This window comes from Caballeronia sp. LZ043 (assembly GCF_031451075.1).
Classification (GTDB): domain Bacteria; phylum Pseudomonadota; class Gammaproteobacteria; order Burkholderiales; family Burkholderiaceae; genus Caballeronia.
Genome location: NZ_JARUXT010000004.1, coordinates 1,061,312 through 1,087,277 on the forward strand (window position 1 = coordinate 1,061,312; position 25,966 = coordinate 1,087,277).

General features: G+C 65.2%; 29 protein-coding genes. 14 read left to right on the forward strand and 15 right to left on the reverse strand.

The genetic code is table 11. The features are described 5' to 3' along the window. Positions 1-12: 12 nt before the first annotated feature. A complete protein-coding gene (locus QCE64_RS32405) occupies positions 13-1,854 on the forward strand; it encodes a VWA domain-containing protein (RefSeq protein WP_310008252.1) in 1,842 nt (613 codons plus the stop codon). Between the two features lie 4 nt (positions 1,855-1,858). Here the strand turns inward: QCE64_RS32405 and QCE64_RS32410 are convergent, their stop codons facing one another. Then, the gene (locus QCE64_RS32410) at positions 1,859-2,302 is read right to left on the reverse strand and encodes a low affinity iron permease family protein (protein ID WP_309926768.1); all 444 of its coding nucleotides are present in this window, start codon (positions 2,300-2,302) and stop codon (positions 1,859-1,861) included. Between the two features lie 59 nt (positions 2,303-2,361). On the opposite strand from QCE64_RS32410, the gene QCE64_RS32415 reads away from it, so the two are divergent. Beyond that, on the forward strand, positions 2,362-2,934 hold the full coding sequence (locus QCE64_RS32415) for a DNA-3-methyladenine glycosylase (RefSeq protein WP_309926770.1): 573 nt from the start codon (positions 2,362-2,364) through the stop codon (positions 2,932-2,934). Between the two features lie 4 nt (positions 2,935-2,938). On the opposite strand, the gene QCE64_RS32420 is transcribed toward QCE64_RS32415, so the two are convergent. The 4 genes from QCE64_RS32420 to QCE64_RS32435 are packed head-to-tail and all read right to left on the reverse strand — an operon-like array spanning position 2,939 to position 7,545. Beyond that, positions 2,939-4,150, reverse strand: a complete 1,212-nt coding sequence (locus QCE64_RS32420) for an ABC transporter substrate-binding protein (RefSeq protein ID WP_309820707.1) — start codon at positions 4,148-4,150, stop codon at positions 2,939-2,941. A gap of 43 nt (positions 4,151-4,193) precedes the next feature. Then, a complete protein-coding gene (locus QCE64_RS32425) occupies positions 4,194-4,907 on the reverse strand; it encodes an ABC transporter ATP-binding protein (protein ID WP_310008631.1) in 714 nt (237 codons plus the stop codon). Further along, the gene (locus tag QCE64_RS32430; RefSeq protein ID WP_310008254.1) at positions 4,898-5,668 is read right to left on the reverse strand and encodes an ABC transporter ATP-binding protein; all 771 of its coding nucleotides are present in this window, start codon (positions 5,666-5,668) and stop codon (positions 4,898-4,900) included. The genes QCE64_RS32425 and QCE64_RS32430 overlap by 10 nt, the downstream gene beginning before the upstream one ends. Continuing rightward, the gene (locus QCE64_RS32435) at positions 5,665-7,545 is read right to left on the reverse strand and encodes an ABC transporter permease (protein WP_309935053.1); all 1,881 of its coding nucleotides are present in this window, start codon (positions 7,543-7,545) and stop codon (positions 5,665-5,667) included. The genes QCE64_RS32430 and QCE64_RS32435 overlap by 4 nt, the downstream gene beginning before the upstream one ends. A 214-nt stretch (positions 7,546-7,759) precedes the next feature. On the opposite strand from QCE64_RS32435, the gene QCE64_RS32440 reads away from it, so the two are divergent. The 3 genes from QCE64_RS32440 to QCE64_RS32450 all read left to right on the forward strand — a co-directional run bounded on the left by QCE64_RS32440 (position 7,760) and on the right by QCE64_RS32450 (position 10,818). Beyond that, entirely contained in the window at positions 7,760-7,954 is a 195-nt protein-coding gene (locus QCE64_RS32440) for a hypothetical protein (RefSeq protein ID WP_309935452.1), read from the forward strand. A gap of 138 nt (positions 7,955-8,092) precedes the next feature. Beyond that, a complete protein-coding gene (locus QCE64_RS32445) occupies positions 8,093-9,424 on the forward strand; it encodes a glutamine synthetase family protein (RefSeq protein ID WP_309926780.1) in 1,332 nt (443 codons plus the stop codon). A 17-nt stretch (positions 9,425-9,441) separates the two neighbouring features. Beyond that, positions 9,442-10,818: an aspartate aminotransferase family protein gene (locus QCE64_RS32450; protein ID WP_310008256.1), complete on the forward strand. Its 1,377-nt coding sequence runs from the start codon at positions 9,442-9,444 to the stop codon at positions 10,816-10,818. On the opposite strand, the gene QCE64_RS32455 is transcribed toward QCE64_RS32450, so the two are convergent. Together QCE64_RS32455 and QCE64_RS32460 are read right to left on the reverse strand one after the other, a co-directional pair. Then, entirely contained in the window at positions 10,802-11,698 is an 897-nt protein-coding gene (locus QCE64_RS32455) for a LysR substrate-binding domain-containing protein (RefSeq protein WP_309926784.1), read from the reverse strand. The two genes, QCE64_RS32450 and QCE64_RS32455, sit on opposite strands and share 17 nt — an antisense overlap. Before the next feature lie 65 nt (positions 11,699-11,763). Further along, on the reverse strand, positions 11,764-12,717 hold the full coding sequence (locus QCE64_RS32460) for a 2-hydroxyacid dehydrogenase (RefSeq protein WP_309820725.1): 954 nt from the start codon (positions 12,715-12,717) through the stop codon (positions 11,764-11,766). A gap of 318 nt (positions 12,718-13,035) precedes the next feature. On the opposite strand from QCE64_RS32460, the gene QCE64_RS32465 reads away from it, so the two are divergent. After that, positions 13,036-14,418, forward strand: a complete 1,383-nt coding sequence (locus tag QCE64_RS32465; RefSeq protein ID WP_309926786.1) for an MFS transporter — start codon at positions 13,036-13,038, stop codon at positions 14,416-14,418. Between the two features lie 25 nt (positions 14,419-14,443). Here the strand turns inward: QCE64_RS32465 and QCE64_RS32470 are convergent, their stop codons facing one another. After that, on the reverse strand, positions 14,444-15,079 hold the full coding sequence (locus QCE64_RS32470) for a TetR/AcrR family transcriptional regulator (protein ID WP_310008257.1): 636 nt from the start codon (positions 15,077-15,079) through the stop codon (positions 14,444-14,446). Between the two features lie 138 nt (positions 15,080-15,217). Here QCE64_RS32470 and QCE64_RS32475 point away from each other — a divergent pair, with 138 nt between their 5' ends. From QCE64_RS32475 to folE, 4 genes are all read left to right on the forward strand, one after another. Continuing rightward, positions 15,218-15,649 carry a nuclear transport factor 2 family protein gene (locus tag QCE64_RS32475; protein ID WP_309935062.1) on the forward strand — a complete coding sequence of 144 codons (432 nt, stop codon included), beginning with the start codon at positions 15,218-15,220 and terminating at the stop codon, positions 15,647-15,649. Positions 15,650-15,663: 14 nt separating this feature from the next. Further along, entirely contained in the window at positions 15,664-16,116 is a 453-nt protein-coding gene (locus QCE64_RS32480) for a VOC family protein (RefSeq protein ID WP_309935064.1), read from the forward strand. Positions 16,117-16,179: 63 nt separating this feature from the next. Then, positions 16,180-16,383: a hypothetical protein gene (locus QCE64_RS32485; protein ID WP_309926797.1), complete on the forward strand. Its 204-nt coding sequence runs from the start codon at positions 16,180-16,182 to the stop codon at positions 16,381-16,383. A 95-nt stretch (positions 16,384-16,478) separates the two neighbouring features. Further along, positions 16,479-17,132: a GTP cyclohydrolase I FolE gene (gene folE / locus QCE64_RS32490; RefSeq protein WP_309926799.1), complete on the forward strand. Its 654-nt coding sequence runs from the start codon at positions 16,479-16,481 to the stop codon at positions 17,130-17,132. Positions 17,133-17,206: 74 nt separating this feature from the next. Here folE and epsC read toward each other — a convergent pair whose 3' ends face one another. After that, positions 17,207-18,199 (reverse strand): serine O-acetyltransferase EpsC, encoded by a 993-nt coding sequence (epsC, locus tag QCE64_RS32495; RefSeq protein ID WP_404987720.1) that lies wholly within the window; start codon positions 18,197-18,199, stop codon positions 17,207-17,209. Between the two features lie 140 nt (positions 18,200-18,339). After that, the gene (locus QCE64_RS32500) at positions 18,340-18,573 is read right to left on the reverse strand and encodes a hypothetical protein (protein ID WP_309820740.1); all 234 of its coding nucleotides are present in this window, start codon (positions 18,571-18,573) and stop codon (positions 18,340-18,342) included. A gap of 281 nt (positions 18,574-18,854) precedes the next feature. Here QCE64_RS32500 and QCE64_RS32505 point away from each other — a divergent pair, with 281 nt between their 5' ends. Then, complete coding sequence (locus QCE64_RS32505; RefSeq protein ID WP_309926800.1) at positions 18,855-19,475, forward strand: DUF3005 domain-containing protein; 621 nt, start codon at positions 18,855-18,857, stop codon at positions 19,473-19,475. A 93-nt stretch (positions 19,476-19,568) separates the two neighbouring features. On the opposite strand, the gene QCE64_RS32510 is transcribed toward QCE64_RS32505, so the two are convergent. Beyond that, on the reverse strand, positions 19,569-19,718 hold the full coding sequence (locus QCE64_RS32510) for a hypothetical protein (RefSeq protein ID WP_309926801.1): 150 nt from the start codon (positions 19,716-19,718) through the stop codon (positions 19,569-19,571). A gap of 166 nt (positions 19,719-19,884) precedes the next feature. On the opposite strand from QCE64_RS32510, the gene QCE64_RS32515 reads away from it, so the two are divergent. The 3 genes from QCE64_RS32515 to QCE64_RS32525 all read left to right on the forward strand — a co-directional run bounded on the left by QCE64_RS32515 (position 19,885) and on the right by QCE64_RS32525 (position 21,593). Further along, a complete protein-coding gene (locus QCE64_RS32515) occupies positions 19,885-20,340 on the forward strand; it encodes a hypothetical protein (RefSeq protein ID WP_310008259.1) in 456 nt (151 codons plus the stop codon). A 136-nt stretch (positions 20,341-20,476) separates the two neighbouring features. Further along, complete coding sequence (locus QCE64_RS32520; RefSeq protein WP_309927542.1) at positions 20,477-21,079, forward strand: short chain dehydrogenase; 603 nt, start codon at positions 20,477-20,479, stop codon at positions 21,077-21,079. A gap of 88 nt (positions 21,080-21,167) precedes the next feature. Beyond that, positions 21,168-21,593, forward strand: a complete 426-nt coding sequence (locus QCE64_RS32525; protein ID WP_309926805.1) for a GNAT family N-acetyltransferase — start codon at positions 21,168-21,170, stop codon at positions 21,591-21,593. 6 nt (positions 21,594-21,599) lie between these two features. Here QCE64_RS32525 and QCE64_RS32530 read toward each other — a convergent pair whose 3' ends face one another. The 4 genes from QCE64_RS32530 to QCE64_RS32545 all read right to left on the reverse strand — a co-directional run bounded on the left by QCE64_RS32530 (position 21,600) and on the right by QCE64_RS32545 (position 25,888). After that, positions 21,600-22,538 (reverse strand): SMP-30/gluconolactonase/LRE family protein, encoded by a 939-nt coding sequence (locus QCE64_RS32530; RefSeq protein ID WP_310008261.1) that lies wholly within the window; start codon positions 22,536-22,538, stop codon positions 21,600-21,602. 38 nt (positions 22,539-22,576) lie between these two features. Further along, positions 22,577-23,917: a type II toxin-antitoxin system HipA family toxin gene (locus QCE64_RS32535; protein WP_310008263.1), complete on the reverse strand. Its 1,341-nt coding sequence runs from the start codon at positions 23,915-23,917 to the stop codon at positions 22,577-22,579. Next, positions 23,917-24,180, reverse strand: a complete 264-nt coding sequence (locus tag QCE64_RS32540; RefSeq protein ID WP_309926809.1) for a helix-turn-helix transcriptional regulator — start codon at positions 24,178-24,180, stop codon at positions 23,917-23,919. The genes QCE64_RS32535 and QCE64_RS32540 overlap by 1 nt, the downstream gene beginning before the upstream one ends. 133 nt (positions 24,181-24,313) lie before the next feature. Further along, on the reverse strand, positions 24,314-25,888 hold the full coding sequence (locus QCE64_RS32545) for an aldehyde dehydrogenase (NADP(+)) (RefSeq protein WP_309926811.1): 1,575 nt from the start codon (positions 25,886-25,888) through the stop codon (positions 24,314-24,316). Positions 25,889-25,966: the final 78 nt, after the last annotated feature.

Below are 25,966 nucleotides of genomic sequence, written 5' to 3' on the forward strand. Positions count from 1 at the left end.
ACGGATTCGCCCATGAAAATCAAAAGAACGGGGTACTGCTTCATGACGATTTCGTCGACGCTGCGTGCATGCAACCGGCTGCGCAAACACGCGGAAGGCAGCGTCGCGATCATGTTCGCGATGTGCGCGAGCGCCATGATCGGATCCATGTGCCTGGCGCTGGACTCGATCAACTACGTGATGACGCAGGGCCACATGCAGATGGCGCTCGACGTGGCCACGCTCTCGGCCGGCGTCGATCTCCAGCGCTACGGCAATACGCCGACCGGCACCAGCCTTGCTACCTGGCAAAAAGACGCGCGCGCCTACTACGACGCGAACAGCCCTTCCGGCATGATGGGCTTTACCATGCCCGACGCGAACTTCTCGGCGACCGTGACGGGCGCGCCGGCCACCGGACAGACCATCTCGCTCACGGCTTCGGGATCACTGCCTTTGATCGCGCCGAAGGTCTTCACGAAAACATCAGGTAGCGGCAGTGGCAGCGGTTCCGGCAGCGGCACGCCCACGCCGGATACGTCGACGGTATCCGCGACCAACACCGCAACGCGGCTGCCGCAAAGCACCCTCGAACTCGTGATGGTGCTGGACAACACCGGCTCCATGAAGGACCCCGCCAACGGCATCAGCGGCGCCACCAAGATGAGCGGCCTCCAGGCAGCGGCGAACTCGCTGATCGGCGACCTTCTGCCGTCCGGAACGACCAGTGCGACCAACAAGAACTTCATCGGACTCGTGCCGTTCGCCAGCACGGTCAACACGACCGGCGCCCTGCCCTCGACCGGCACCTGGCTCAGCAGCACGCTGCCCACGTACAACACGTCGAACATCTCGACCAGCACCTGGAACGGCTGCGTGATCGAGCCGCGCACGGGCGGCAACCTTTCGCCCGAGGCCTATTCGCCGGCGGACACGCGCAAGTTCCAGCGCTACTACTACAACGTCCCGACCAGCAAGCTGAAGATGATCACCTACAGCTCGAGCAGTCGCTACAAGAGCTGCACCACGACCGACTCGACCACCTCGACCAGCTCGTCCGTGCCGGTGACGCTCGGCTCGTCGGGGGCGGCCAATCAATGCTCGTATCCGTCGACGGGAAAAGGCACCGGCATCGGCTATCAGTTCGATCAGACCAACAGCAGCGGACAGACGCTCACGCAGAACTCGGGCTGCCTCGCCACCTCGATGACCTTCCTCACGCAGAGCTCGAGCACGCTGACGGCCGCGGTCAAGAAGATGACGCCGTCCGGTTCAACCATCATTCCGACGGGGTTGCTCTGGGGCTGGCGCATGCTGGAGCCGTCGTGGTCGCAGAACGTGGCCGGCGCCAAGAGCGGCTGGACTTCCACTGACCCAAGCCTGCCGAAGCCCACCGATGGCTCGGTGCAGAACCTGCAGCGCGTGATGATCGTCCTCACCGACGGCCAGAATCAGATCGGCGCAACGGGCTCCATTCCCAATACGCTCTATTTCAATGGACTGTCGGGCGTGGGCACCAACAGCCTCTCGGCGCCGACGGTGATCCGCCCCAACGGCACCACCATGTCCAACGCGCTCACGGATTCATCCGAGCTGCACGGCGGCGATCCGGTCGACGATTCGAGCGGCAACGGCGCCGGCTATCCCGACGACGTGAATACGTTCCAGCAGGCCATCTGCACGGCGATCAAGGCGGAAGGGATCACGATCTACGCCATCACCTTCGGCGCGGCGGCGTCGAGTTCGAGTGCGCAGGTCACCATGCAGAACTGCGCGAGCCCGGGCAACTACTATCACGCGCCCGACAATACGACGCTCGACAACATCTTCCAGCAGATCGCCGGCAATCTGGGCGTGCTGCGTCTCACGAAGTAAGCCGTCACGTCTGCTTCCCGTTGGAGCGTGCATCCGCGCGCTCGAACGCCGGCATCTCGATATCGCTACCCGCCGAACGCAGATCCTCGCGCGCTTCCTGCGCAAGCTTCTCGTAACGCTTGCGGAACACGGCGAGTTCCTTCTCGTCGAGTTCCTCCAGATCCAGCAGCGCGTTGTGCGCGCGGTCCATCGCGCGGATCAGCTCGTCGAGCTTGATCTGCATCGCGGCGGTATCGCGGTTCTGCGTGTTCTGGATCAGGAACACCATCAGGAACGTGACGATGGTCGTCGAGGTATTGATGACGAGCTGCCACGTATCGCTGAAATGGAACATCGGGCCCGAGATGGCCCAGACGATCACCAGCACGACGGCAATCACAAAGGTCGATGCGTGGCCCGCCACCTGCGCGAGCGCATTCGAGAATCGCAGAAACCATGAAGTCTTCATTCGGCGTCTCCTGAGTCGTTGGCGGACGCGGCGTCCACGCACGACTTAGAATAGCGCTCGTGAACACCCAGCCCACTCCCATCGATTTTTACGCGCCCTCCGAGGTCGTCGCGCAACGCCTGATCGGCGCGATCGTGACGGTGGACGGCGTCGGCGGCCGCATCGTCGAGACGGAAGCCTACGACCGCGAAGATCCCGCGTCACATACCTTCTCCGGCCCGACACCGCGCAATGCAGCAATGTTCGGGCCGCCCGCGCATGTGTATGTCTATCGCTCGTACGGCATTCACTGGTGCATGAACTTCGTGTGCCGCGAACCAGGCCACGGCGCGGGCGTGCTGATCCGCGCCATCGAACCGCTGACCGGCCTCGATGCCATGCGCCAACGGCGCGGGCTCGAACCCGTGAAGCTGCTCTGCTCGGGACCGGGACGCCTCGCGCAAGCGCTCGCCATCACGCACCGGAACAACGGCATGTCGCTGTTCGAGCCGCCGTTTCATATCGAGCCGCCCGAGGAAGAGTTTCCCATCGTGAGCGGCCCGCGCATCGGCCTGACCAAGGCCATCGACGTGCCCTGGCGCTTCGGGCTTGCCGGCTCGAAATTCGTCAGCAAGCCCTTTCCGAAGTCCTGACGCCTTACTCCGCCGGACGCAGCTTCTTTACCTCGGCGTCCGAGGGCTGGACGCTCGCGCCATCCACATAGCGGAACGAGGTCATCACGCCCTTGCCGTCCTTCTGCCCCGTCACGCCCACGTATGCGCCCATGGTCGACTGGTTGTCCTGCGGGCGGTACGTGATGGGCCCGAACGGCGTGTTCACCGGCAGGCCCTTGAAGGCGGCGGCGAGCTTGTCGGCATCGGGCGAGCCGGCTCGTCTCAGGCCGTTGGCAATCGACATCATCGCCGTGTAGCCGACCACCGAGCCAAGCCGCGGATAGTCGTGATACTTCGCTTCATAGGCGGCGACGAACTTCTTGTTCTCGGGCGTATCGATCGAATACCACGGATAACCCGTCACGATCCAGCCGACCGGCGCTTCCTTGCCCAGCGGATCGAGATAGTCGGGCTCGCCCGTCAGCAGCGACACCACCGCCCGATCCTTGAACAGGCCGCGCGTATTGCCCTCGCGCACGAACTTGCCCAGGTCTGCGCTGAACAGCACGTTGAAGATGGCGTCGGGCTTCGCGTCGGCGAGCGCCTGCGTCACCGCGCCGGCGTCCACGTTGCCGAGCGGCGTCGCCTGTTCCGTGACGAACTCGACATCCGGCTGCGCGGCCTTCAACAGGCGCTTGAAGGTCGCCACCGCGGACTGCCCGTACTCGTAGTTCGGGTACACCAGCGCCCAGCGCTTCTTGTGGAGCTTCGCCGCTTCGGGCACCAGCATCGCGACCTGCATGTAGGTGGACGGCCGCAGACGATACGTGTACTTGTTGCCGTCCTGCCAGACGATCTTGTCCGTGAGCGGTTCCGCCGCCAGGAAGAAGATGCGCCGCTGCTTCGCGTAGTCCGCGAGCGCGAGGCCCGTGTTCGACAGATAGCCGCCGAACAACAGCTTCACCTGCTCGCGCGTGACGAGTTCCTGCGCGACGCGCACCGTGTCGCCGGGGTTGCCATTGTCGTCGCGCGAGACGACTTCCAGCTTGTTGCCGTTGACGCCGCCCGTCGCGTTGATCTCGTCCAGCGCGAGATTCCAGCCGTTCCTGTAGGGCATGAGAAACGCCGGCTGGGCCTTGTAGCTGTTGATCTCGCCGATCTTGATGGTATCGGCGCGCGCGGCGCCGATACTCGCGGCAAGCACCGCGGTCGCGGCAAGCGTCAGGCGCAGCGGGATGCCCGCACGAATTGTCATGGATGCTTCTCCTCTTCTGGATAACCGGTTCGGGCGGATGGGGTCATACGCCCAGGAATTCACGGCGCGCGGCGTCGTCGCGCGCGAATGCGTTCATCGCGCCGGCATGGCGCACCTGGCCTCGTTCGAGCACATAGACGCGGTCGCTGACCAGCTCCGCGAAATGCAGGTTCTGCTCGGACAACAGAATGGCGAGGCCTTTTCGCTTCAACGTCAGGATCATGTCCGCCATCTGTTCGACAATGACCGGCGCCACGCCTTCCGACGGTTCATCGAGCAGCACCAGGCGCGGATTGCCCATCAGCGTGCGCGACACCGTGAGCATCTGCTGTTCGCCGCCGCTCATGCGGCTCGCGCGACGCTCGCGCATTTCGCCGAGATTCGGAAATACGTGGAACAGCTTCTCCGGCGTCCAGCGCGGCGCGCCTTCGCGCGGCGCTTGACGGCCGGTAGCGAGATTCTCCATCACGGTCAGATCGCCGAACACGCGGCGATCTTCCGGCACGTAGCCCAGCCCCTTGCGCGCGATCCGGTGCGGCGCCATGCCGGCGATGTCCTCGCCCATGAACGAGACCGCCCCCGACACCCGCGGCAACAGGCCCATCACGGCCTTCATCGTGGTGGACTTGCCCGCGCCGTTGCGGCCCATCAGCGCAACGACCTCGCCACGCGCCACTTCGAAGCCGACGTCGAAAAGAATCTGCGCGCGGCCGTAGAACGCATTCAGGCCGGCAACCTTCAGCAGACTCATGCCGATTCCCCACGCGGAGTGAACGACGCGCCCGTGCCGAGATACACCTCGCGCACGCGGGCATCATTGCGGATGGTGGCGGCGTCGCCCTGCGCGATCAGATGGCCGCGCGCCAGCACGATCAGCCGGTCGGCATGCGCGAAGACCACGTCCATGCTGTGCTCCGTGAACAGCACGCCGATCATGTGCTCCTTCGCGAGCCGCGCGGTCAGCGCCATCAACGCGTTGCGTTCCTGCGGGGCCATGCCGGCGGTGGGCTCGTCCATCAGCAGCAGCTTCGGACCGTGCGCCAGCGCAATCGCCAGTTCCACGCGCTTCACATCGCCATACGCCAGCACCGCGCAACTGCGCCGCGCATGCCCGGCCATGCCGACGAGATCGAGCAGATCGAGCGCGTCCTGCTCGCGCCACGACGCCACCCGGCCGAACGGACTGAACAGCCGACGCTCGTGCGAGAGCAGCGCCATCTGCACGTTCTCGAGCACGGTCATCGAATTGAAGGTCGCGGCGATCTGGAACGTGCGGCCCACGCCGCGCCGCCAGATCTCGCGCGGTCGCAGTCCGGCGATGTCGTGGCCATCGAAATGAATCGCGCCCGAGGTCGGTTTCAGCTGGCCGTTGATCATGTTGAAGCAGGTGGACTTGCCCGCGCCGTTCGGGCCGATCAGCGCAAGCAGCTGGCCTGCTTCGAGGTCGAAGGAGACGTCGTCGACGGCCTTGACGCCGTCGAAGGACTTCGAGAGATGCGCGATGCTCAGGAGAGTCATGACGCATCCCTCGCGAAGCGCTCGCGCACGAAGCCCGCGATGCCCTGCGGAAACGCGATCACCAGCACCAGGATGGCTGCGCCGAGCAGCGCCTGCCAATAGTCGGTCTGGCGCGCGACGGTGTCCTGCAGCCACGTAAACACGCTCGCGCCGACGAGCGGCCCGGCGAGTGTCTGGATGCCGCCCAGCAGGACCATCACGAGGCCGTCCACCGAGCGCCCGACGCTGATGACCTCGGGCGAGATGTTGCCCTTCGAGAACGCATACAGCGAACCCGCGAAGCCGCACACGAGCGCGGCAGCGACGAACGCCGCCCATTGCACGCGCGCCACGTTCACGCCGATCGCTTCGGCGCGCAACGGCGAATCGCGGCCCGCGCGCATCGCGAAGCCGAGCGGCGCGAACAGCATGCGGCGCAACAGCCACACGCCGAGCACCGCGAAGCCGAGCGTCAGGTAATAGAACGCCACCGGCGACGACAGCCATGGCGCCGGCCAGATGCCGAGGATGCCGTTGCTGCCGCCCGTCACCGCATCCCACTGGAACACCACGGACCAGACGATCTGCGCGAACGCGAGCGTGAGCATCGCGAGATAGACGCCTGACAGCCGCACGCAAAACCAGCCGAAGACCAGCGCGCCGATGACCGCGAGCAGCGGGCCGAGCACGAGCGCGAGTTCCATCGGCAGCGCGAACAGCTTGAGGACGAGCGCCGCGCCATACGCGCCGAGACCGAAGTACGCCGCGTGTCCGAACGAATGCATGCCGCCCGGGCCCATGATGAAGTGCAGGCTCGCGGCGAACAGCACGGCGATCATGATCTCGACGAAGAGCACCGGCATGTAGGGGAACGCACCGGCGGCGAGCGGCGCGGCGGCCAGCGCGAGCACCACGGCCGCGGCGGCCAGCTTCATCGCTCGCGTGGCGGGCACGAGCGGCCGCTCGGCGGGCGCGGCCGACCGCGCGACGCTTGAAGGACGTCCGAACAGCCCCCACGGACGCAGCACCAGCACCACCGCCATCACGACGAACTCCGCCACCAGCGTGAACTTCGACAGCGAGAAGTCGATGCCCGCAATCGACACATGGCCGATGCCGATGCACAGCGCCTTGATCTCGGCGATCAGCAGCGCCGCGACGAACGCGCCCGGAATCGAGCCCATCCCGCCGACCACGACGACCACGAACGCATTGCCGATGGTGTCGAGGTCCAGCGACAGGTTCGCCGACATGCGCGGCGCCTGCAACGCGCCGCCGAGGCCGGCGAGCATCGCGCCGACACAGAACACGCCGGTGAAGAGCCAGGCCTGGTTGACGCCGAGCGCGCCGAGCATTTCCCGGTCCGCGCTCGCCGCGCGCACGAGCGTGCCCCAGCGCGTGCGCGTGAGCGCATACCAGAGCGCGAGCAGCACCAGTGGGCCGATCACGATCAACGCGAGGTCATAAGTGGGCAACGCGTGGCCCAGCCATTGCACCGCGCCTTCGAGATGCGGCGCACGCGGGCCGAACAGGTCTTCCGGGCCCCAGAGCCACAGTGCGGCATCGCGGATGATGAGCACCAGCGCGAACGTGGCGAGCAGATGAAACAGTTCGGGCGCGCGGTAGATGCGCCTCAGCACCGTCACCTCGATCGCCGCGCCCAGCAAGCCGACCGCCAGCGCCGCACCGGCGAGCGAGGCCCAGAATCCCGCGACGCTCGCGCCGAAGCGGCTCGTGAGGCTGTACGCGAGATACACGCCGAGCATGTACAGCGAGCCATGCGCGAAGTTGACGATGCGCGTGACGCCGAAGATCAGCGAGAGTCCCGAGGCGACGAGGAACAGCGCGCAGGCGTCGGCCAGGCCATTGACGAGTTGGACGAGCAGGTTCGAGAGCATCAGGCTCGATGACGAAGGGCGAAGGGCCGATGACGGACAAAAGAGCCGACATTATCGATGAATTGTGCAACGACGCCCGCGCGAAGCAAAAATCCGTCGCCCCGGACGAATGGAAAACCGGGGTTGACGGCATGCATGGCTCGTATATGCTCGCTGTAGGGTCATCGTCAGCCTGGCGATGGCGCCTGACTCAACTCGCTCAACGAGTGTCATCGTGAAAGTCCAAAGCCCTCTGGCACGCCGGCCCATGCGCCGCGCCTGCACCGATCGCTGCGGCATGCTTCCCGACTGCCGCTTCCTGTCGGATCTCACCGCCCTGTCCCGCCGCGGCGTGCGGCGGCGCAACGCCATTGCCGCGCGCGCGTTCATCGCCGTGCATTGCGTCGGCGCGGCCTCGCTGCTGCCGTAGCGCCTCTCTCCTTCCCCTTCTGACTGGCTTTAGCTGACCGCACCGCACGCGGAACCCGCGCGCGTCGTTGCCTTGCGCGCTCGCGATGCTTCGCGGGCGCTGGGGACGCGCACGCCCTGAATCTACGAGAGCACACCCATGGACCGCATCGACGAATTCCTGCGACACCATCACATCACCGAAGTAGAAGCGATCATTCCCGACATGGCCGGCACCGCGCGCGGCAAGATCATTCCGCGCAGCAAGTTCGAGTCGGGCGAGCCGATGCGCCTGCCGCAAGCCGTGATGCTGCAGACCGTGACGGGCGATTACCCCGAGACCGGCATCACCGGCGTCACCGATCCCGACATGATCTGCGTACCGGATCCCGACACGATCCGCCTGATTCCCTGGGCCACCGATCCGACCGCGCAGGTCATCCACGATTGCGTGCATTTCGACGGCACGCCGGTCGCCATCTCGCCGCGGCGCGTGCTGCGCCAGGTGCTGCAACAGTTCGCGGCAAGGGGCTGGCGTCCGGTGGTCGCGCCCGAACTGGAGTTCTTTCTGGTCGACATGAACCGCGACCCGGACCTGCCGCTCAAGCCGCCGGTCGGCCGGACCGGTCGCGCGGAAACCGGACGCCAGGCGTATTCGATCGACGCCGTCAACGAGTTCGATCCGCTCTTCGAGGACATCTACGAGTATTGCGAGGTGCAGGAACTGGAGGTGGACACGCTGATCCATGAAGTCGGCGCGGCGCAGATGGAGATCAACTTCATGCATGGCGACGCATTGAATCTCGCGGACCGCGTGTTCCTCTTCAAGCGCACGGTGCGCGAGGCGGCGCTGCGCCACCAGATGTACGCCACCTTCATGGCCAAGCCGATGGAAAACGAACCCGGCTCGGCCATGCACGTGCATCAGAGCATCGTCGACGCGGACACCGGCCGCAATCTCTTCTCCGGCCGCGACGGCGAACCGACTGGCCTGTTCTACAGCTATATCGCCGGCTTGCAGAAGTACACGCCCGCGCTGATGCCCATTCTTGCGCCCTACATCAATTCGTATCGCCGGCTGTCGCGCTTCATGGCCGCGCCGATCAACGTGCAATGGGGCTACGACAACCGCACCGTGGGCTTTCGGGTGCCGCATGCGGCACCGCAGGCGCGACGCGTCGAGAACCGCATTCCAGGCGTCGACTGCAATCCGTATCTCGCGATGGCGGCCACGCTCGCGGCGGGTTACCTCGGCATGACGCAGCATCTGGAGCCCACCGCGCCGCTCGCGAGCGACGGGTATCGCCAGCCGTATCAGCTGCCGCGCAATCTCGATGAAGGCCTCGCGCTGATGGGCGCATGCCAGCCGCTGGCGGAACTGCTCGGCGAAACCTTCGTGCGCGCCTATCTCGCGCTGAAGGAAACCGAGAACGAAGCGTTCTTCCGTGTCATCAGTTCATGGGAACGCAAGCATCTGTTGCTGCACGTCTGACTCAGGGAGATAGAGACATGAACGATCGTATCGACTGGACCGCTCACTACCAGGCGCTCGACGCCGCGCATCACCTGCATCCGTTCTCCGACATGGGCGCGCTCAATCGCACGGGCAGCCGCGTGATCGTGCAGGGCGAAGGCGTGTATCTGCGGGATTCGGAAGGCGTGCGCATCATCGACGGCATGGCGGGCCTATGGTGCGTGAACCTCGGCTATGGACGGCAGGAACTCATCGATGCCGCCTGCCGGCAGATGCACGAACTGCCCTACTACAACACCTTCTTCAAGACGACGCATCCGCCGGTCGCGGAACTCTCGGCGTTGCTCGCGGAACTCATGCCCGCGCGCTTCAACCGCTTCCTGTACTGCAACAGCGGCTCCGAAGCGAACGATACTGCGTTGCGTGCCGTACATCGCTACTGGGCCGTGCAGGGCAAGCCGGAGAAGCGCCATGTGATCGCGCGCCACAACGCGTATCACGGCTCGACCATCGCGGCGGCGACGCTCGGCGGCATGACCGGCATGCACGAGCAGATGCTGTCGAAGCTCGAACACGTCGCGCATATCGGCCAGCCTTACTGGTTCGGTGAAGGCGGCACGATGGATCAGCACGCCTTTGGACTCGAATGCGCGCGCCAGCTCGAAGCGAAGATTCTCGAACTCGGCGCGGACAAGGTCGCCGCGTTCATCGGCGAGCCGTTCCAGGGCGCGGGCGGCGTGATCGTTCCGCCCGCGAGCTACTGGCCGGAGATCCAGCGCATCTGCCGCGAGCATGACGTGCTGCTGATCGCCGATGAAGTCATCGGCGGCTTCGGGCGCACCGGCGAATGGTTCGCGCATGAGCATTTCGGCTTCGAGCCCGATGTCATCACGATGGCCAAGGGCATCACGAGCGGCTACGTGCCGATGGGCGCCGTCGCGCTCTCGGATGCCATCGCGGATGCAATCATCGAGGGGGGCGAGTTCAATCACGGCTTCACGTATTCCGGGCATCCGCTCGCGGCCGCCGTGGCCGTGACGAATCTGAACCTGCTGCGCGACGAAGGCATCGTGACGCGCGTCAGGCACGACACCGGGCCTTATTTCCAGCGGTGCCTGAGAGAGACGCTCGCGCATCATCCGATCGTTGGCGAGATTGCGGGAACGGGACTCGTCGCGGGCATTCAGCTCGCGGAGGATCCCGCCACGCGCAAGCGTTTCGACAACGCCGATGCCATCGGCACGCTATGTCGCGACTTCTCTCTCGAAGGCAATCTCGTGATGCGCGCGAGCGACGACCGGATGCTGCTGTCGCCGCCGCTGGTGGTCACGCATGCGGAGATCGACGAGATCGTGCAGAAGGCGCGCGCTGCCATCGACGCGACCGCGCGCGCCATCAATCGCGCTGCTTGACGAAGTAGTCCGCCGCCATGTGCCGGAAGGCCGTGACGGCGGGATTGTCCTGGTCCGTGCGCCACGCCATGCTCATTTCCGCGTGAACGGTGTGGCCCGAGATCTCCCGGAACTCGACGTTGTCATAGTGAAAGCGCTGCGACGACGCCGGCAGGATCGACACGCCCAGACCCGCGCGCACGAGTGAGAGAATGGTCGGCGTCTGGTCGATGTATTGCGTGAAATGCGGCGTCACGTCCTCGGCGGCGAGAAGGCCCATGATGCGGTCGTGGAAATATTTGCCGTGCGCGGGCGAGTGCATGATGAACGCCTGCTCGTGCAATTGCCTGAGTGCCAGCTGCGGGAAGGCGCATAGCGCATGTCCGGCGGGCAGCGCGACGATCATCGGCTCGCGCTCGACCAGCATGAACTCCACTTTCTGCCGCGACGGCAACGGCCGCAGAAAACCGAGGTCGATGGCATTGGCCTCGAAGCCCTCGATCTGCGCCACCGAGATCATCTCCAGCAACACGACATCGATATCCGGCAGGTGCTGCTTCGCCGCGACGAGCAGTCCCGGAATCAGCTCGTAGCCCGCCGCGCCGGTGAACGCGATGCGCACCCGCCCGGTCTTGCCCGTGCTGGCGCGCCGCACCGTGCTCTCGGCCTGTTCGGAGAGATTCAGCAGACGCGTGGCGTCGGCGAGGAACACGCGGCCTTCCGTGGTCAGCCTGACCGTGCGGCCGATGCGCTCGAACAGCTGCACGCCCAGGTTCTCTTCGAGCAGATGAATCTGCCGGGAAAGCGGCGGCTGCGTCATGTTGAGCAACGCAGCGGCGCGCCTGAAGTTCAGTTCGGTCGCCGCAGCGACGAAGCAACGTACTTGTCCGAGATCGAGCATTCGTCATCGACGTTGATGGAGGTGCCGATCATTATAGGTTCGTCGCGGCGCGGCTCATGCGGGCATCAGGTCGTCAGGCTGCCTTCCGGGCGCTGTCCCGCCAGTGCCTGCGCGAGACTCGCGAGCACCATCTCGCCCATCGCCGTGCGCGATTCCACCGTTGCGCTCGCGCGGTGCGCCTGCAATACGACGCGCTCGCTCGCCAGCAAGGCAGCCGGCACGTTGGGTTCGTCGACGAACACATCGAGGCCCGCGCCTGCAATCGCGCCGCTTGCCAGCGCGTCGCACAGGTCGCTCTCCACCACAAGCTTGCCGCGCGCAATGTTGATCAGATATCCGTCCTTGCCCAGCGCATCGAGCACGGCGGCGTTCACGATGCCCTGCGCCTTGTCCGCAGCCGCGGCGAGCACCAGGATGTCGCTGGTCCGCGCCAGCGACAGCAGGTCCGGCACATAGGCATACGCGACGTCGTTCATCTCGCGCACGTCGGTATAGGCAATCGGACAGCCGAAGGCTTCGGCCCGTTGCGCGATGGCGCGGCCGACCTTGCCGAGGCCCACGATGCCCACGCGCTTGCCGCTGAAACGGCGCGACAGTGGAATCGCCGCGGGGCTTGGATTGGCGGGCCACTTGCCGGTCTTGACGAAGTCGTGGCCGGAGCAGATCTCGCGCAGCACCGTGAGAATCAGTCCGATGGCGAGATCGGCGACGTCTTCGGTCAACGCGCCGAAGGTGCCCGTCACCGGCAGGCCGCGCGAGCGCGCGAAGGCGAGATCGACGGCGTCGGTGCCGACACCGTTCACCGCGATCACCTGCAGACCCGGCAGGCGTTCGATCATGTCGTTCGAAATGCCCGTATGACCGCCGGTGATTACGCCACGAATCGCCGCGCCGTGCTCGCGAATATAGGCTTCCTTGTCGTCCTGCTCGTATAGCCGGTGCATGACGTAGAGGGCATCGAGCTTCTGGTTGATCGCGGGAACGAGGATGGGATTGAGTTGCAGAATATGCGGCTTCATGTGATGCGCTTCCTCTCATTCGATGACCGATGTGGAGCGCATCATGCGTGCTTTGTCCGCACGCGTCCAATCCCAAAACGCTATCAGTTGATCCACTCCTGGATGCAACGCCCATCGATTCAATCCGGGAATCAGGTAATAGCAATAAAAGATTGGACGCTCTTGCAGGGCGTCTCCACAATTTGAAACATCGGAAGGCATATCAATAAAAAAGCCTCCATAACGATCCGGAGACAACAGCGTGAGCCTGCGCCCTGACTGCCCTTCATTTCCCCCTTTTCTGACTGTCGCTGCGCCGTCCGGCAAGGAGGCAGCACGATGAGCAACGCCGACGGCATCGTCGCTTCGTCGAATGCGGACGCCACCACTGAGAAGCGCACGAAACATCGCTGGGTCGTGATGGGCCTGATCTTCTGCATCTGGGCCATCGCCTGCGCGGATCGCGCGAACTTCGGCATCGCATTGCCGTATCTGAAGAAGGAATATCACATCAGCAACACCGAGGCCGGCCTGATCGTCAGCCTCTTTTCGTTCGCCTACGGCTTCGTGCAGATTCCCGTCGGCCTGCTCTACAAGCGGCTCAGCGAACGCACTGCCGGGCTGCTGTTCTCGGTCTTCATGATCCTGACGTCGGTGTTCACGGGACTGATGGGCACGACCTCTTCAGTGTTGCTGCTGATGACCTATCGCGTGGGGCTCGGGCTGTCGGAAGGACCGCTCGGCATCGGCTGCACCAACGTCATCAACCGCTGGTTTCCCAAGCGCGAGAAAGGCACGGCCGCCGGCCTGTGGATCGCCGCGTCCAAGCTCGGGCCGCTGATCGTGCCTTCGGTGTGCATCATCGTGATCAATCTGTGGGGCTGGCGCGAGATCTTCTACGTCTTCGCCGTTCCTGGGATCGTGCTGGCGCTCGTGTGGCTCGTGCTGGTGACCAACTCGCCCGATGAAAACCGCTTCTGCTCGCCCGCCGAGCGCCGCTATATCGCCGATGAATCGAACGACGGCCAGCATGGCGGACGCGCGCCCATCCGCACGCAGATGACGCCGATGCCCCGGCTCGACGCCATCAACCGCACGAAGCGCGTGCCGCAGCTGGAGACAATCCGCCAGGTGTTCGGTTCATGGAATATCTTCGGCATTGCGCTGGGCTATGGCTGCATGATCGGCATCAGCAACATCTTCATCTCGTGGATCCCGACCTATCTGGTCACGGTGAAGGGCTTCGCCTCGGTGAAGATGGGCTTTCTCGCGTCGGCGCCGTTCATCGGCGCAGTCACGGGCAACATGCTCGGCGGCATCATCTCGGACCGCCTGCTCGGCGGCCGCCGCAAGCCGATGATGATGCTCGGCGCGCTCGGCACGATGATCATGACCTTCCTGCTGATCGACGCACCCGACAGCGTCGCCTATCTCGGTGGTGCGCTGATGCTCGCGGGCCTCATGCTCGGCATCGGCTTCGCGGGCTATTCCGCCTATCCGATGGGCCTTGCGACCAAAGCCACCTACCCCACCGCGTTCGGCATCGTGAATTCGCTGGGACAGATCGGCGGCGCGTGCGCACCACTCGCTGTCGGCCTGCTGCTCGACCGCTATAGCTGGACCGCCGTGTTCCTGTACATGGTCGGCACTGCGCTGCTGTGCCTGCTGTTGCTCATCAGCGTAGTCGAGCCGGTGGCGGGCGAGGAATCGTCAGCGAAGTAGATTCGCGCAGAGGGCCGCCTGGGTCTCAGAGACCGTGCTCGACCATCGCGAGCAGGCGCTCTGCCAACGGCCCGATCTGCGCGTCGTCCATCCCCTGCAGCGGGCCTTCGATCAGCAGCAGCGCGAAGCCATGCACCGCGCTCCACGCCAGATACTCCGCGCCGACACGCCGTGCTGCATCGAGGGCGCCGGTCGTCACCATGTCGTCGAGCGCGCGGCTCAGCAACTGGAAGGGATCGAGTCCGCCCGGACCCGCGCCGTAAGCTTCCGCATGCTCGCCCCATTCCGTGCGCGACGCCGCAAAGGCCGTGCGGAACAACCCCGTTTCTGACTGCGCGAACCGCAGATATCCGGCGCCGACCGCCCGCAATCCGGCGCGGGCCGCGTCCGCACGGCTGCGCTTCCTGGGCCGCGCCGCCAGCTCTTCCTCCATCGCCTGCGCAACGTACGACAGCGCCGCCGAGCGCACCGCCGACAACAACTCCTGACGGCTGTCGAAGTGCCGGTACGCCGCGTTCGGCGCGACGCCTGCGCGGCGCGTGGCCTCGCGCAGGACGATGGCATCCGGCCCGCCTTCGCGAGCGAGTTCAATTCCTGCATCGATCAGCGCGCGTCGCAAGTCGCCGTGGCGATACGTGCTGCGCTGCATTCCGTTCGTCATGGGCGGCATGTTATTTCAGATTATTCAGGTGTTTGCCGATGTGGACACTGTCCATTATCTCTGCTACTTTTTGTGGACGGTGTACACAAGCAAAAATAAATCCGCGTCGCAGGCAAACGCAGGCGGAAGGAGACGCTCATGAACCCGTCGAACGATCGTGCGCAGGAAACGGAAGAGGTACGCGCCATTCGCGCCTTGATCGAAGCATGGCGGCAAGCGGTGCTCGCCAAGGATGTCGATGCGCTCGTGCGTCATTACGCAGAAGATGTCGTCGTGTTCGACGTCGTGCCGCCTGCATCGCTGAAGGGCGTCGAGCCGTATCGCGAGCACTGGCAGCACTGGTTCGACAGCATGAAAGGTCCGCTTGCATTCGAGATGCGGGACGTGGAGGTCGCGGCAAGCGGCGACCTGGCCTTCGCGCATTCCGTCAACTGCGTCGCCGTAGGCGAGCAGGACGACATCGTGCGCGCCACCGTATGTTTCAGGAAGATCGGCGGCGAATGGCGTGTCGTGCATGAACACGCCTCCGTGCCGCTGATGATGGATATGGACCCGGACGAGAAGTCATAACCCAGGGAGCGGACATGCAAGTGCAACCCTATCTGTTTTTCGAAGGCCGCTGTGAAGAAGCGATCACGTTCTATCGCGAGAAGCTCGGCGCCCAGGTCGTCATGATGATGCGCTACAGCGAGAATCCCGAAGCCGGAAAAGATCAGGGCAGCGACGGCGGCTGCAACATGCCGCCCGGATCGGAGAACAAGATCATGCACGCGGCGCTGACCATCGGCGACTCCGTCGTCATGGCATCCGACGGCTGGTGCAACGGCAAGCCGGAATTCAAGGGCATTTCGCTCTCGCTCACCGCCAACGACGAACAGCAGGCCGAGCAGTATTTCAGCGCGCTGTCGGACGGCGGCCAGGTGCAGATGCCCATGGCGCCCACCTTCTTCGCAAAGCGCTTCGGCATCGTCGCGGACAGGTTCGGCGTGTCGTGGATGGTGCTCGGCGGCCTGGAACATCCGCCCGCTCAACGCTAGACACATACAGCGGGAACACGGCTTGCGCGCTTTTTATCGCCTCAAACCGAAAGGAGAAGCGATATGAGCAACTACGCCGGACGTTCGCAGGAAGACCGTATCGCGCAACGCAAGGGCAAGCAGCAAACGTCGCAGGAGCAGACAGGCGGCTCCATGGCGCAGCCCGGAACCGAGCCCGACCGCGACCGCAGTAGCGGCGAACTGACCGAGGAAGGCAAGCAGGTATGGCGCACGGGCTCGGGCATCGACGGGGGCGGAAAGACCTGACCCGCATAGCGGCCATCGAAAACGTGGAACAATGGCGGCGTGCCGGTCTCCTTCCATGACCGGCGCGTCTCGCATTCGACCGACAGGAGTTTTCGATGAGCGCCCCGCGCAAGAACCATCTTTCAGGCTTGGACATCCCCGCTGACAAAGCCGATGATCGTCCAAGCCGCGAGGAAGCCGAAGCCGCCGTGCGTGTGCTGTTGCGCTGGGCCGGCGACGACCCCGCTCGCGAGGGCCTGCTCGACACCCCGGGCCGCGTCGTACGCGCCTATGAAGAATTCTTCGCGGGCTACACGCAGGATCCGCATGAGATCCTGGCGCGCACATTTTCCGAAGTGCAGGGCTATGACGAGATGATCGTCCTGAAGGACATTCGTTTCGAAAGCTATTGCGAACATCACATGGTGCCGATCATCGGCCGCGCGCACGTCGCGTATCTGCCGAATGAACGCGTCGTCGGCATCTCGAAGCTGGCGCGGCTCGTCGATGCCTTCGCCAAGCGTTTGCAGATTCAGGAGAAGATGACCGCGCAGATCGCCGACACGCTGAACGAAGTCTTGCAGCCGCTCGGCGTCGGCGTGATTCTGGAAGCCGCGCATCAATGCATGTCCACGCGCGGCGTACACAAGGCCGGCGTCTCGATGGTGACGTCGCGCATGCTCGGCTCATTCCGCGACGACCCGTCCACGCGGCGCGAATTTTTGTCCATCGTCGGCAATCAGAACGCGTTCAGCGTCTCCAACACCTGATCGGCCGATCCCGCATGTGAAAAGGGCCTCGCTCGCTGCGAGGCCCTTTTCGTTTCATCGCGCACGCTGCGGGTTCATGCGCCGTAGCCGCTGCCCGGCGCATCGGCGCCCGACCCTTCGCGCACCTTGCCCTGCGACACATTGCTTCCCGGCGGCACGCTGTGCGTAAGCCACACATTGCCGCCGATGACCGAACCCCGGCCGATCGTCACGCGACCGAGAATGGTCGCGCCCGCATAGATCACCACATCGTCCTCGACCACAGGATGGCGCGCGTTGCCCTTGACGAGCGAGCCGTCGCTGCTCGAAGGGAAGCTCTTCGCGCCGAGCGTCACCGCCTGGTACACGCGCACGTGCTGGCCGATGATCGCCGTCTCGCCAATCACGACGCCCGTCCCGTGGTCGATGAAGAAACTCGGCCCGATGGTCGCGCCCGGATGGATGTCGATGCCCGTCAGCGAATGCGCGATCTCGTTGATGAAGCGCGCCAGCAAGGGCACGCCGAGCTTGTGCAGCGCGTGGGCCAGACGATGATGCGTCATCGCCCAGATGCCCGGATAACACAACAGGATTTCGGTGATGTGCTGTGCCGCCGGGTCGCCGCTGAAGGCTGCCTGAATGTCGCTGACGAGCAGCGCGCGGATGGCCGGCAACTGTCCGCCGAACTCGCGTGCGATCGCGAAGGCGCGCGCGCTGACTTCGGCGTCAGCGGTGTCGCGATGCTCGGGCAGGAACCGCAATGCGCGGCGAATCTGCTCGTGCAGCAGACGCAAGGTGCTCTCCAGCGTCTGGCCAACGTAATAGTCGACGCTTTCGTCGGTCAGATCGGGCGCGCCGTAATGCGTGGGAAAGAGCGCGGAGCGCAGGCCGTTCACGATCCTGACGATCGCCTCGCGCGAGGGCAATTCGCGTATGCCCAGCGGATGACGCGTGCGATGCAGTTCCTCGCGCGACTGGCGCAGGTCAGCGACGATTCGCGCGAGGCCCCATTCCTGGGCGGCGTCGCGGGAGATCTCGTGAGAAGGTTCGAGCGGCGATACGGCGCCGAACTTGGGCGTGTTCTGCATGGGCGGGCATGGATCGAGGGAAAACCGCCGCCATGACACGCAGCGCGCACGGCGGATGAAAGATCAAGCGTAACCGGTTTTGCCCAGACTTGCCGCACAGCGCCTGATGCGCCGCGTGTCGCGCTGTTACGTGAACACCGTCACACCGTTACGTTACTTGCGTCGATCCAGCGCACCGCCCAGTCGCGCGCGTGCGCAATGGCCTCATGTTCGTCGCGGAAGCGCAGGTCGGTGGGAAAGAAGCGGTTCGCGACGAGTTCACCGTCGCTCGATCGCGAGATCACCACGTAGGGCTGGTAGCTGCCATCTCCGGCCCGGGCGGGCGCGCAGTTTAGAAGGTAGCCTCGATGTGAAAAGGCTGCATCGTGTTGCATGAGTCACCTGTATGAAAGTGCCCTGCTCGTTCGAATGGCAATGCGCTTCGTAGACGGCGTGTGGGATGCGTCCTCCTGATTGCCCGCATCCCGTCTTGCAGTTTGCCGCCGACAGGTTCCAAATGATACTTGCTGGAAATCGGCTTGGGGTTGAAAAAAAATCCCGAAAATTTTCGCTTGCCTGCAAGGCGCGCTACGACAAGGGCGGCGGTTCCGGCGCCAAAAAGCCGGAACGAACCTTGCGAGCCAATCGGCTGGTTCAGATCCAACGGAGCAATGCGATGAACAACGCTGAAGCAAACGAGCCGCAGGACAAGCAGACGAAGCGCGCCGCCGACAGTCCAATCAAGACGCCCGGCGCCGAAACCGCGCACGTGCGGATGGACGATGCGCAGAAGGCCGCCGCGGGCGGCGAAGCGCATGCGGGCGCTGGTGCCCAGAGCGGCGTGCGCGCGGAGACGACCCGCGATGGCATGCACATCGGACCGCAAGGCACGTATGAGAAGCCGCCGCGCGGCGTCGATGTCGCCAACGACGACGGACCCGATGACACCGTCGACGCCGACGGCAAGAATCGCGAGGCACAGCGCGACATGGAAATGCGCGCGCGTCAACCGGACGCGGTGATCAATTCGAACGCGACGCCGGTGAACCATGTGCCCGAACCCGGCGACGGGCTCGGCGGTTTCGATAGCCGTCCGGCGCGCAATGGCCTGCTGCTGGCGCTGGAGCGCGGTTATCGGCTGATCGATCGCGGCATGGTCGCGCCGACGGTTCCGGAAGTGGAAGACCGCGTGCGCTTCGAAGGACGCGATGCGCACGGTCATACCTTGCGCGGTCGCAAGCACTACGCGCTCAATCACCTGCGTCCTTCCAGGCTGTTCGAAATCGATCGCGGCTAAGGCGGGTTGAGGCTCATGGGAAGAGTAAAGCCGCATCGATGATGCGGCTTTGCACATGCAATTGCAGTCTCGGCCGAAGCCGAACCCAAAGCGTCACTTCTTTTCCTTCGACTCCTCATCGGACTCGATGCGGGTCACGCCGCCCGTCGCGGGAGGATCGCTCGCCGGGAAAGTATCCTCGACGGCCTTGTCGAGATCCTCTTCGTCACGTTCGGAATGCGGGTGTTGTTCCTTGGTGTTCATTGCTGGCTCCTTGGGTTGGGGTGCGTGCCCCGGATACCTGCAACGCGCGTGCCTTGGCGGCAAAGTGAACTGTCGCAGCAGGCACGATGGTTGCGCATGCTTCCTCGCGACCATGCGCCGCACAAAAACAACGCGACTGACCGTAGATCGATAAAGGGGAAGGCCAATGACGACGATCCATGCGTACGACGGCTATCAGAACAACACGGAAGACCTTCAGGCACCTCCTGCAACGCAGCAGCCGCTGACCGCGCCGGAACAACGCTTCACCTCCGCGATGGCGTGTCTCGGCGCCGCTTACGCGCTTTCATGGGCCGAATTCGCGCTGGCGCTTGCCATCGGTCTGCCGGGCGATGCATCGAGCCATCCGGTGGCGGCGTCGATTGTTTCTCGTGTGCTGATCGGCATGCTGTATGTGTGCGTTGCATCGCGGCTGCAATGGGCGCGCTGGCTTACAGTCGCCATCGGCATTCTTTCGGTGGCGCTGGTGGCGCCGACGATCGGCATGCAATGGCATGCGTTCCCCGCCGCCGCACTGGTCTGCGGCGCCGGTCTGGTCTGCAAGCTGGCAGCGTCCCTGTATCTCGTCTCGCCGATGCCGCCGCGTATCGCAAAGCGCTGACACCCGCTAACGCCGGCGCATTCGAAACCGCACGTTTGTAATCCATGAAGCGGGCGTGGCTGTTTCGCGCGTCCGCCGGCTCGCACAATGCAAGGCGGTTTATCGTTATTACTCACGCCCTAGCTTGCGAGCCCACATCATGAAAATTGCCGTCATCGGCGCGACCGGCACGGTCGGCCAGGCTGTCGCCAACGAACTCACAGCCCGCCACGAAGTCATCGAGATCGGCGCCACGCGCGGCGCACATCGCGTCGACTTGATGGACCTCAACAGCATCAAACGCCTTTTTGAATCCATCGGCCGGGTCGATGCCATCGTCGCCGCCGCCGGTCACGTCCATTTCGGCGAACTCGTGAAGATGACGCCCGAGCAATTCCGCCTCGGCCTCGACGACAAGCTGATGGGTCAGGTCAATCTCGTCCTCACCGCGCGCGATCATCTCAACGACGGCGGTTCGTTCACGCTGACGAGCGGCATCGTCGGCGCGGAACCGATCCTGCAAGGCGCGAGCGCGGCCGCCGTCAATGGCGCGATCGAAGGCTTCGTGCGCGGCGCCGCGATCGAACTGCCGCGCGGCCTGCGCATCAACGCCGTCAGCCCAACGATGCTCGAAGAAGCACGCGAAAGCTTCGGCCCTTACTTCCGCGGCTTCGAGGCTGCCAGCGGCGCGCGCGTGGCATTGGCATACAGCCGCAGCGTCGAGGGCGCCGAAACCGGCCGCGTGTACTGCGTGCATTGAGTGACGCCGCTGTTCGCTGCCAACTGTGCATGGAGCATGACAAGGCGATCGTCTAAGCTCGGCGCTTCATGACGAATGGAGCGGCGCCATGCTATGGACCCGGGACGACTACCGCGTGAGCACGGACATCGACAGCTTCGACTTCGATGTCATTCATCGCTACCTGAGCGAAGAGGCTTACTGGTCGCCCGGTATCGCGCGCGAGAAGGTGGAACGCGCGGCGCGCCATTCACTCGCGTTCGGGCTGTTCCTGCGTGACGAGCAGATCGGCTACGCGCGCATGGTCACCGATACCGCCACCTTCGCCTATCTCGCCGACGTCTTCGTGCTGTCCGCGCATCGCCGCGCGGGTCTGGGCGTGTGGCTGATCGATTGCGTGATGGCGCATCCCGACCTGCAAGGACTGCGGCGCATGATGCTCGTCACGTCTGATGCCCACCGCCTCTACGCGCGCCACGGCTTCGCGGCCAGCCCGCATCCGGAGCGCATCATGGAGAAGATCGGCCGCACGTGAGCGCTTTCAGCCGCCCTGCACGCCTTGCGTGTTGACGTAGAGCGCATAGAGGCCATGGCTCGCCGCCATGAACAGACGGTTGCGGTGCCGCCCGCCGAAACACACGTTCGCGCAGCGCTCGGGCAAGTCGATATGGCCCAGCGCTTCGCCTTGCGGCGAGAACACGCGCACGCCGTCGAGTTCCGCGTCGCCCATGCCCCAGCCGCACCACAGGTTGCCGTGGATATCGACGCGAAAGCCGTCCGGCGTACCCGGTCCCGCGTCAATGACCAGGCGCGGCTTGCCGAGGCGCCGGCCGCCGTCGAGCACGTCGAACGCGAAGATCTTGCGCGGCGCGGAACGCGACTCGACCACGTACAGCACCGATTCATCCGGCGAGAACGCCAGGCCGTTCGGTCCGATGAAGTCGTCGATCATCATCGTGATCTCGCCGCTCTGGCCGTCCACGCGATAGACGCATGGCTTCAGCTCCGCCGCGGCCTTTTCGCCTTCGTAGAACCCGTCGATGCCGAACGCCGGATCGGTGAACCAGATCGAACCGTCCGACTTCACGACGACATCGTTCGGCGAGTTCAGCGGCTTGCCCGCGTAACGGTCCGCGAGCACGGTGATGGAGCCGTCGTATTCCGTGCGCGTCACGCGCCGCGTCAGATGCTCGCAGGTCACGAGGCGTCCGGCGCGGTCGCGCGTGTTGCCATTGGCGTTGTTCGACGGCTTGCGGAACACGCTCACCTGGCCGCTCTCTTCGTCCCAGCGCAGGATGCGGTTGTTCGGAATGTCGCTCCACAGCAGTGCGCGGGCGTCGCCGAACCAGACCGGTCCCTCGGACCAGCGCGTTCCCTGATAAAGACATTCGACCGATGCCGCCGCCACGCGCAACGCGTTGAAGCGCGGATCCAGCACGCGGATGGCGGGGTCGGGATAGCGGCGCGAATCACTCGACATGGTTGTTCGTCTCCTTGAATGCGTTCATGAGCGCGGCGTCATGCGGGCGGCATGGCGTCGAGCGCGGCCACGGACCGGCGCAGTCCGTCGAAGATGCGCTGCGCGACGCGCGGCGGGAAGTCGGCGGGCAACTGCGCCGTGACTTCGTCGATGACCGCCGGGGTGATCTCGATGATCCTCTGGATGACCGGCTCGGCGTTTTCGCCGTAACCGGACTTGAGCGCCAGCGCGTTGAAATGCCGCCGCCGGATGTCGCGAAAGGCGTAATGCCGGCTCTTGCCCGGCAGCGCCATCGCGAGCCGGGCCTTGTGCCACGACCACTGGTTCGCGCCATCGCCTTCCACCGGCCAGATCGACATGACGTCGTACAGCGGCGTGAGCCGATACAGCCCGCCGCGCAGCAGATGCAGGCTGAAGTTCTTCGCGTGTCCGTCCGGCGCGGCGAGCAGCCAGAAGAGCAGTTGCGTGGTGAGCAAGGTTTCGAGGTCGCGCCGCGCCGCACTCGACTGTTGCAGCACGCGCGCCAGATCCAGCACGCCGGGGCCGCCGTCGTGCTCGTACTTGCGATGCGGCGGCAGGCCGCTTGCCTGGCAGAAATCCTCCTGCGGCAGGCGCAGGATCCAGGCGCCGTCGGGATGCGTGCGGCGGTCGAAACGCTCCACCACCAGCACGCGCCGCGCGCCGAAGGTCGCGATTTCCACGTGCGCTGCCGGCAAACCGAACGCGCGCAGCAGGCGCATGCAGAGCCATTCGTTTTCGACCGACGTGGTCAGGTCCGCACGGCGATTGCCCACCAAGCCGAGCGGCAGCTTCAGGATGTGAGTGGTCGGCGTCGCGCCGTGCGGCCTGAGCCAGCGCCCGTCGTGGCGCAGCAGCGCGGTCTTTTCCTGCGCGCCGGCGAGCGAGATGCGGAAGTCGTCTTCATCGTCGACGCCGAATGATGGGCCGCCCGCCACCTGATTCAGCAGCCGCTCGATGTCCTCCTCGCCGAGCGTCTCGCCCTCGATGCGCTCGACGCCCTCGGGCACTTCGTCTTCGCCGAGCAACTGCACCGCGCCCACGCAATCGCGGCCGATGGCCTGCAGGAGATCGAAGGCATCGAGACTGCCGGTCTGGAAGCGCTGGGCGATGCGCCGGCGGATCGCTTCGCTGTCGGGGAGCAGGTTGTCGAAGTAGTTCAGCACGGCCTCGCCGCGCAACGGCGCGCCGTCCAGCGGCACCGGCAGCGAGAGCGACAGCGCGCGCGCCTCGTCGGAGCGCAGCCACGCATCGTCGTACAGCAGTTCGGCCGGGCCGCGTGCGGGCAGACGCCAGGTGGCCATGCGCAGACCGTTGGCCCAGATGGACAAGGCCCGGGAATGAGGCCGGCGTCCGGCCATTACCAGTTCGCTCCGTCCGGCTCGCGCAACTCGAGCAACCCCGCTTCGGGCCGGTCCTGAACCAGCAATTGCAGGCCGTACACGCCGAACATGGCCAGCATCTGATCCAGCGTCAGCGCGCGGGCGTCCCGTTCGAGTGTCGATACCCGGCTCTGGCTGATGCCCAGGCGCGCCGCCGCTTGCGCCTGCGTCAGGCCGGCGCGCCTGCGGCCGGCAGCGAGCACATGGCCCATGTGTCCCACGGTTGCAATGACTTGATGCATGGCGGGCAATATCTGCGAGAAGAATAAACGCAGTTTATGCGTCACGCAGATATGCGTCAAACCACGCCGCTTATCTGTGTCGCGCATAAACGTCGTTTATTCTCGATACAGATAATCGCCCGCTAGCCTCGCTTCAGTTCGGCCCGAGCTCGCCGTCCCTGAGCCGCCACAACGAGAGTGGATTGTCATCCGCGAGCGCGGCCGGCAGCAGCGCCGCAGGCAGATCCTGATAGCACACCGGGCGCAGGAAACGCTCGATCGCCATCGCGCCGACCGACGTCGAACGGCTGTCCGAGGTCGCCGGAAACGGGCCGCCATGCACCATCGCGTACGACACCTCGACGCCGGTCGGGAAGCCGTTCGCCAGGATGCGCCCGGCCTTGCGTTCCAGCACCGGCAACAGCCGCCGCGCGAGGTCGATGTCCTCCTTGTCCATCAGCAGCGTCACGGTCAACTGGCCTTCGAGATGGCGCGCAACGGCGCTCATCTCCGCTTCGTCGCGGCACACGACGATCACCGAGGTCGGCCCGAAGATTTCCTCGGCCAGTTGCGGCCGCGCGAGAAACTCGTCCGCGCTCACGCGATACAGCGCCGGCAACGCGCCGCTGTGCGCCTCGTTCTGCGTGCCCGTGGCAATGCGCGTGGCGCTTTCGTCGCGCTTGCCGACGCCGTCCGCATAAGCCGCCGCGATGCCCGCGGTGAGCATGGTCTGCGTGCCCTTCTTCTCCAGCGCGGCCGAGGCACTGTCGATGAAGTCGTCGAGACCGGGGCTGTCGAGGCCGATCACGAGGCCCGGATTGGTGCAGAACTGGCCGACGCCGAGCGTGACCGAATCGATGAAGGCGGCCGCCAGCGTGGTGCCGCGCGCGTCGAGCGCGGCGGGCAGCGCGAACAGCGGATTGACGCTGCTCATCTCGGCGAAGACGGGAATGGGCACGGGACGCTTCGCCGCGATATCGACGAGCGCCAGCCCGCCGCGCCGCGAACCGGTGAAGCCGACCGCCTGAATGGCCGGATGCGCGACGAGCGCCTCGCCGATCGCATTGCCTTCGCCGACCACCAGCGAAAACACGCCTTCGGGCAGGCCGCTGTCGGCGACCGCCTTCTGCACCGCGCGCCCGACGAGTTCGGCGGTGCCCAGATGCGCCGGATGCGACTTCACGACAACGGGACAGCCCGCCGCGAACGCCGACGCGGTGTCGCCGCCCGCCACCGAGAACGCCAGCGGGAAGTTGCTGGCGCCGAACACGGCAACCGGTCCGACGGGAATCTTTTGCAAACGCAGGTCGGAACGGGGCAAGGGCTTGCGCTCGGGCTGGGGGGAATCGAGCGTCGCGCAGAGCCAGCGGCCCTCGCGCACGAGCGATGCAAACAGGCGCAACTGCCCGACCGTGCGGGCCCGTTCGCCTTCGAGACGCGCCTTCGGCAGCGCGGATTCGGCCATGGCGCGCTCGATCAGCGGATCGCCGAGCGCGATGATGTTGTCCGCAATCGCCTCCAGGAACTGCGCACGCGTTTCGAACGGGGCGTTGCGGTAGGCGTCGAAGGCGGCGTCCGCGAGTTCGCAGGCGCGCGCGACTTCCGCCGCGCCGCCGCCGCCGAAGGTCGGCTCCAGGTCCGCGTTGCGCGCGGGGTCGAACGCGCGGAGCGTGGCGTCGGTGCCCCGCACGGCCGATGCGCCGATCAGCATCTCTCCGGTGATCTTCATGTCAGCTCCTCATGGTGATGGCAGGGGGAGCGGCCAGCCTTGCGCTCGCGCCGCCCGCTAATGCGAAGACTCGCGGGT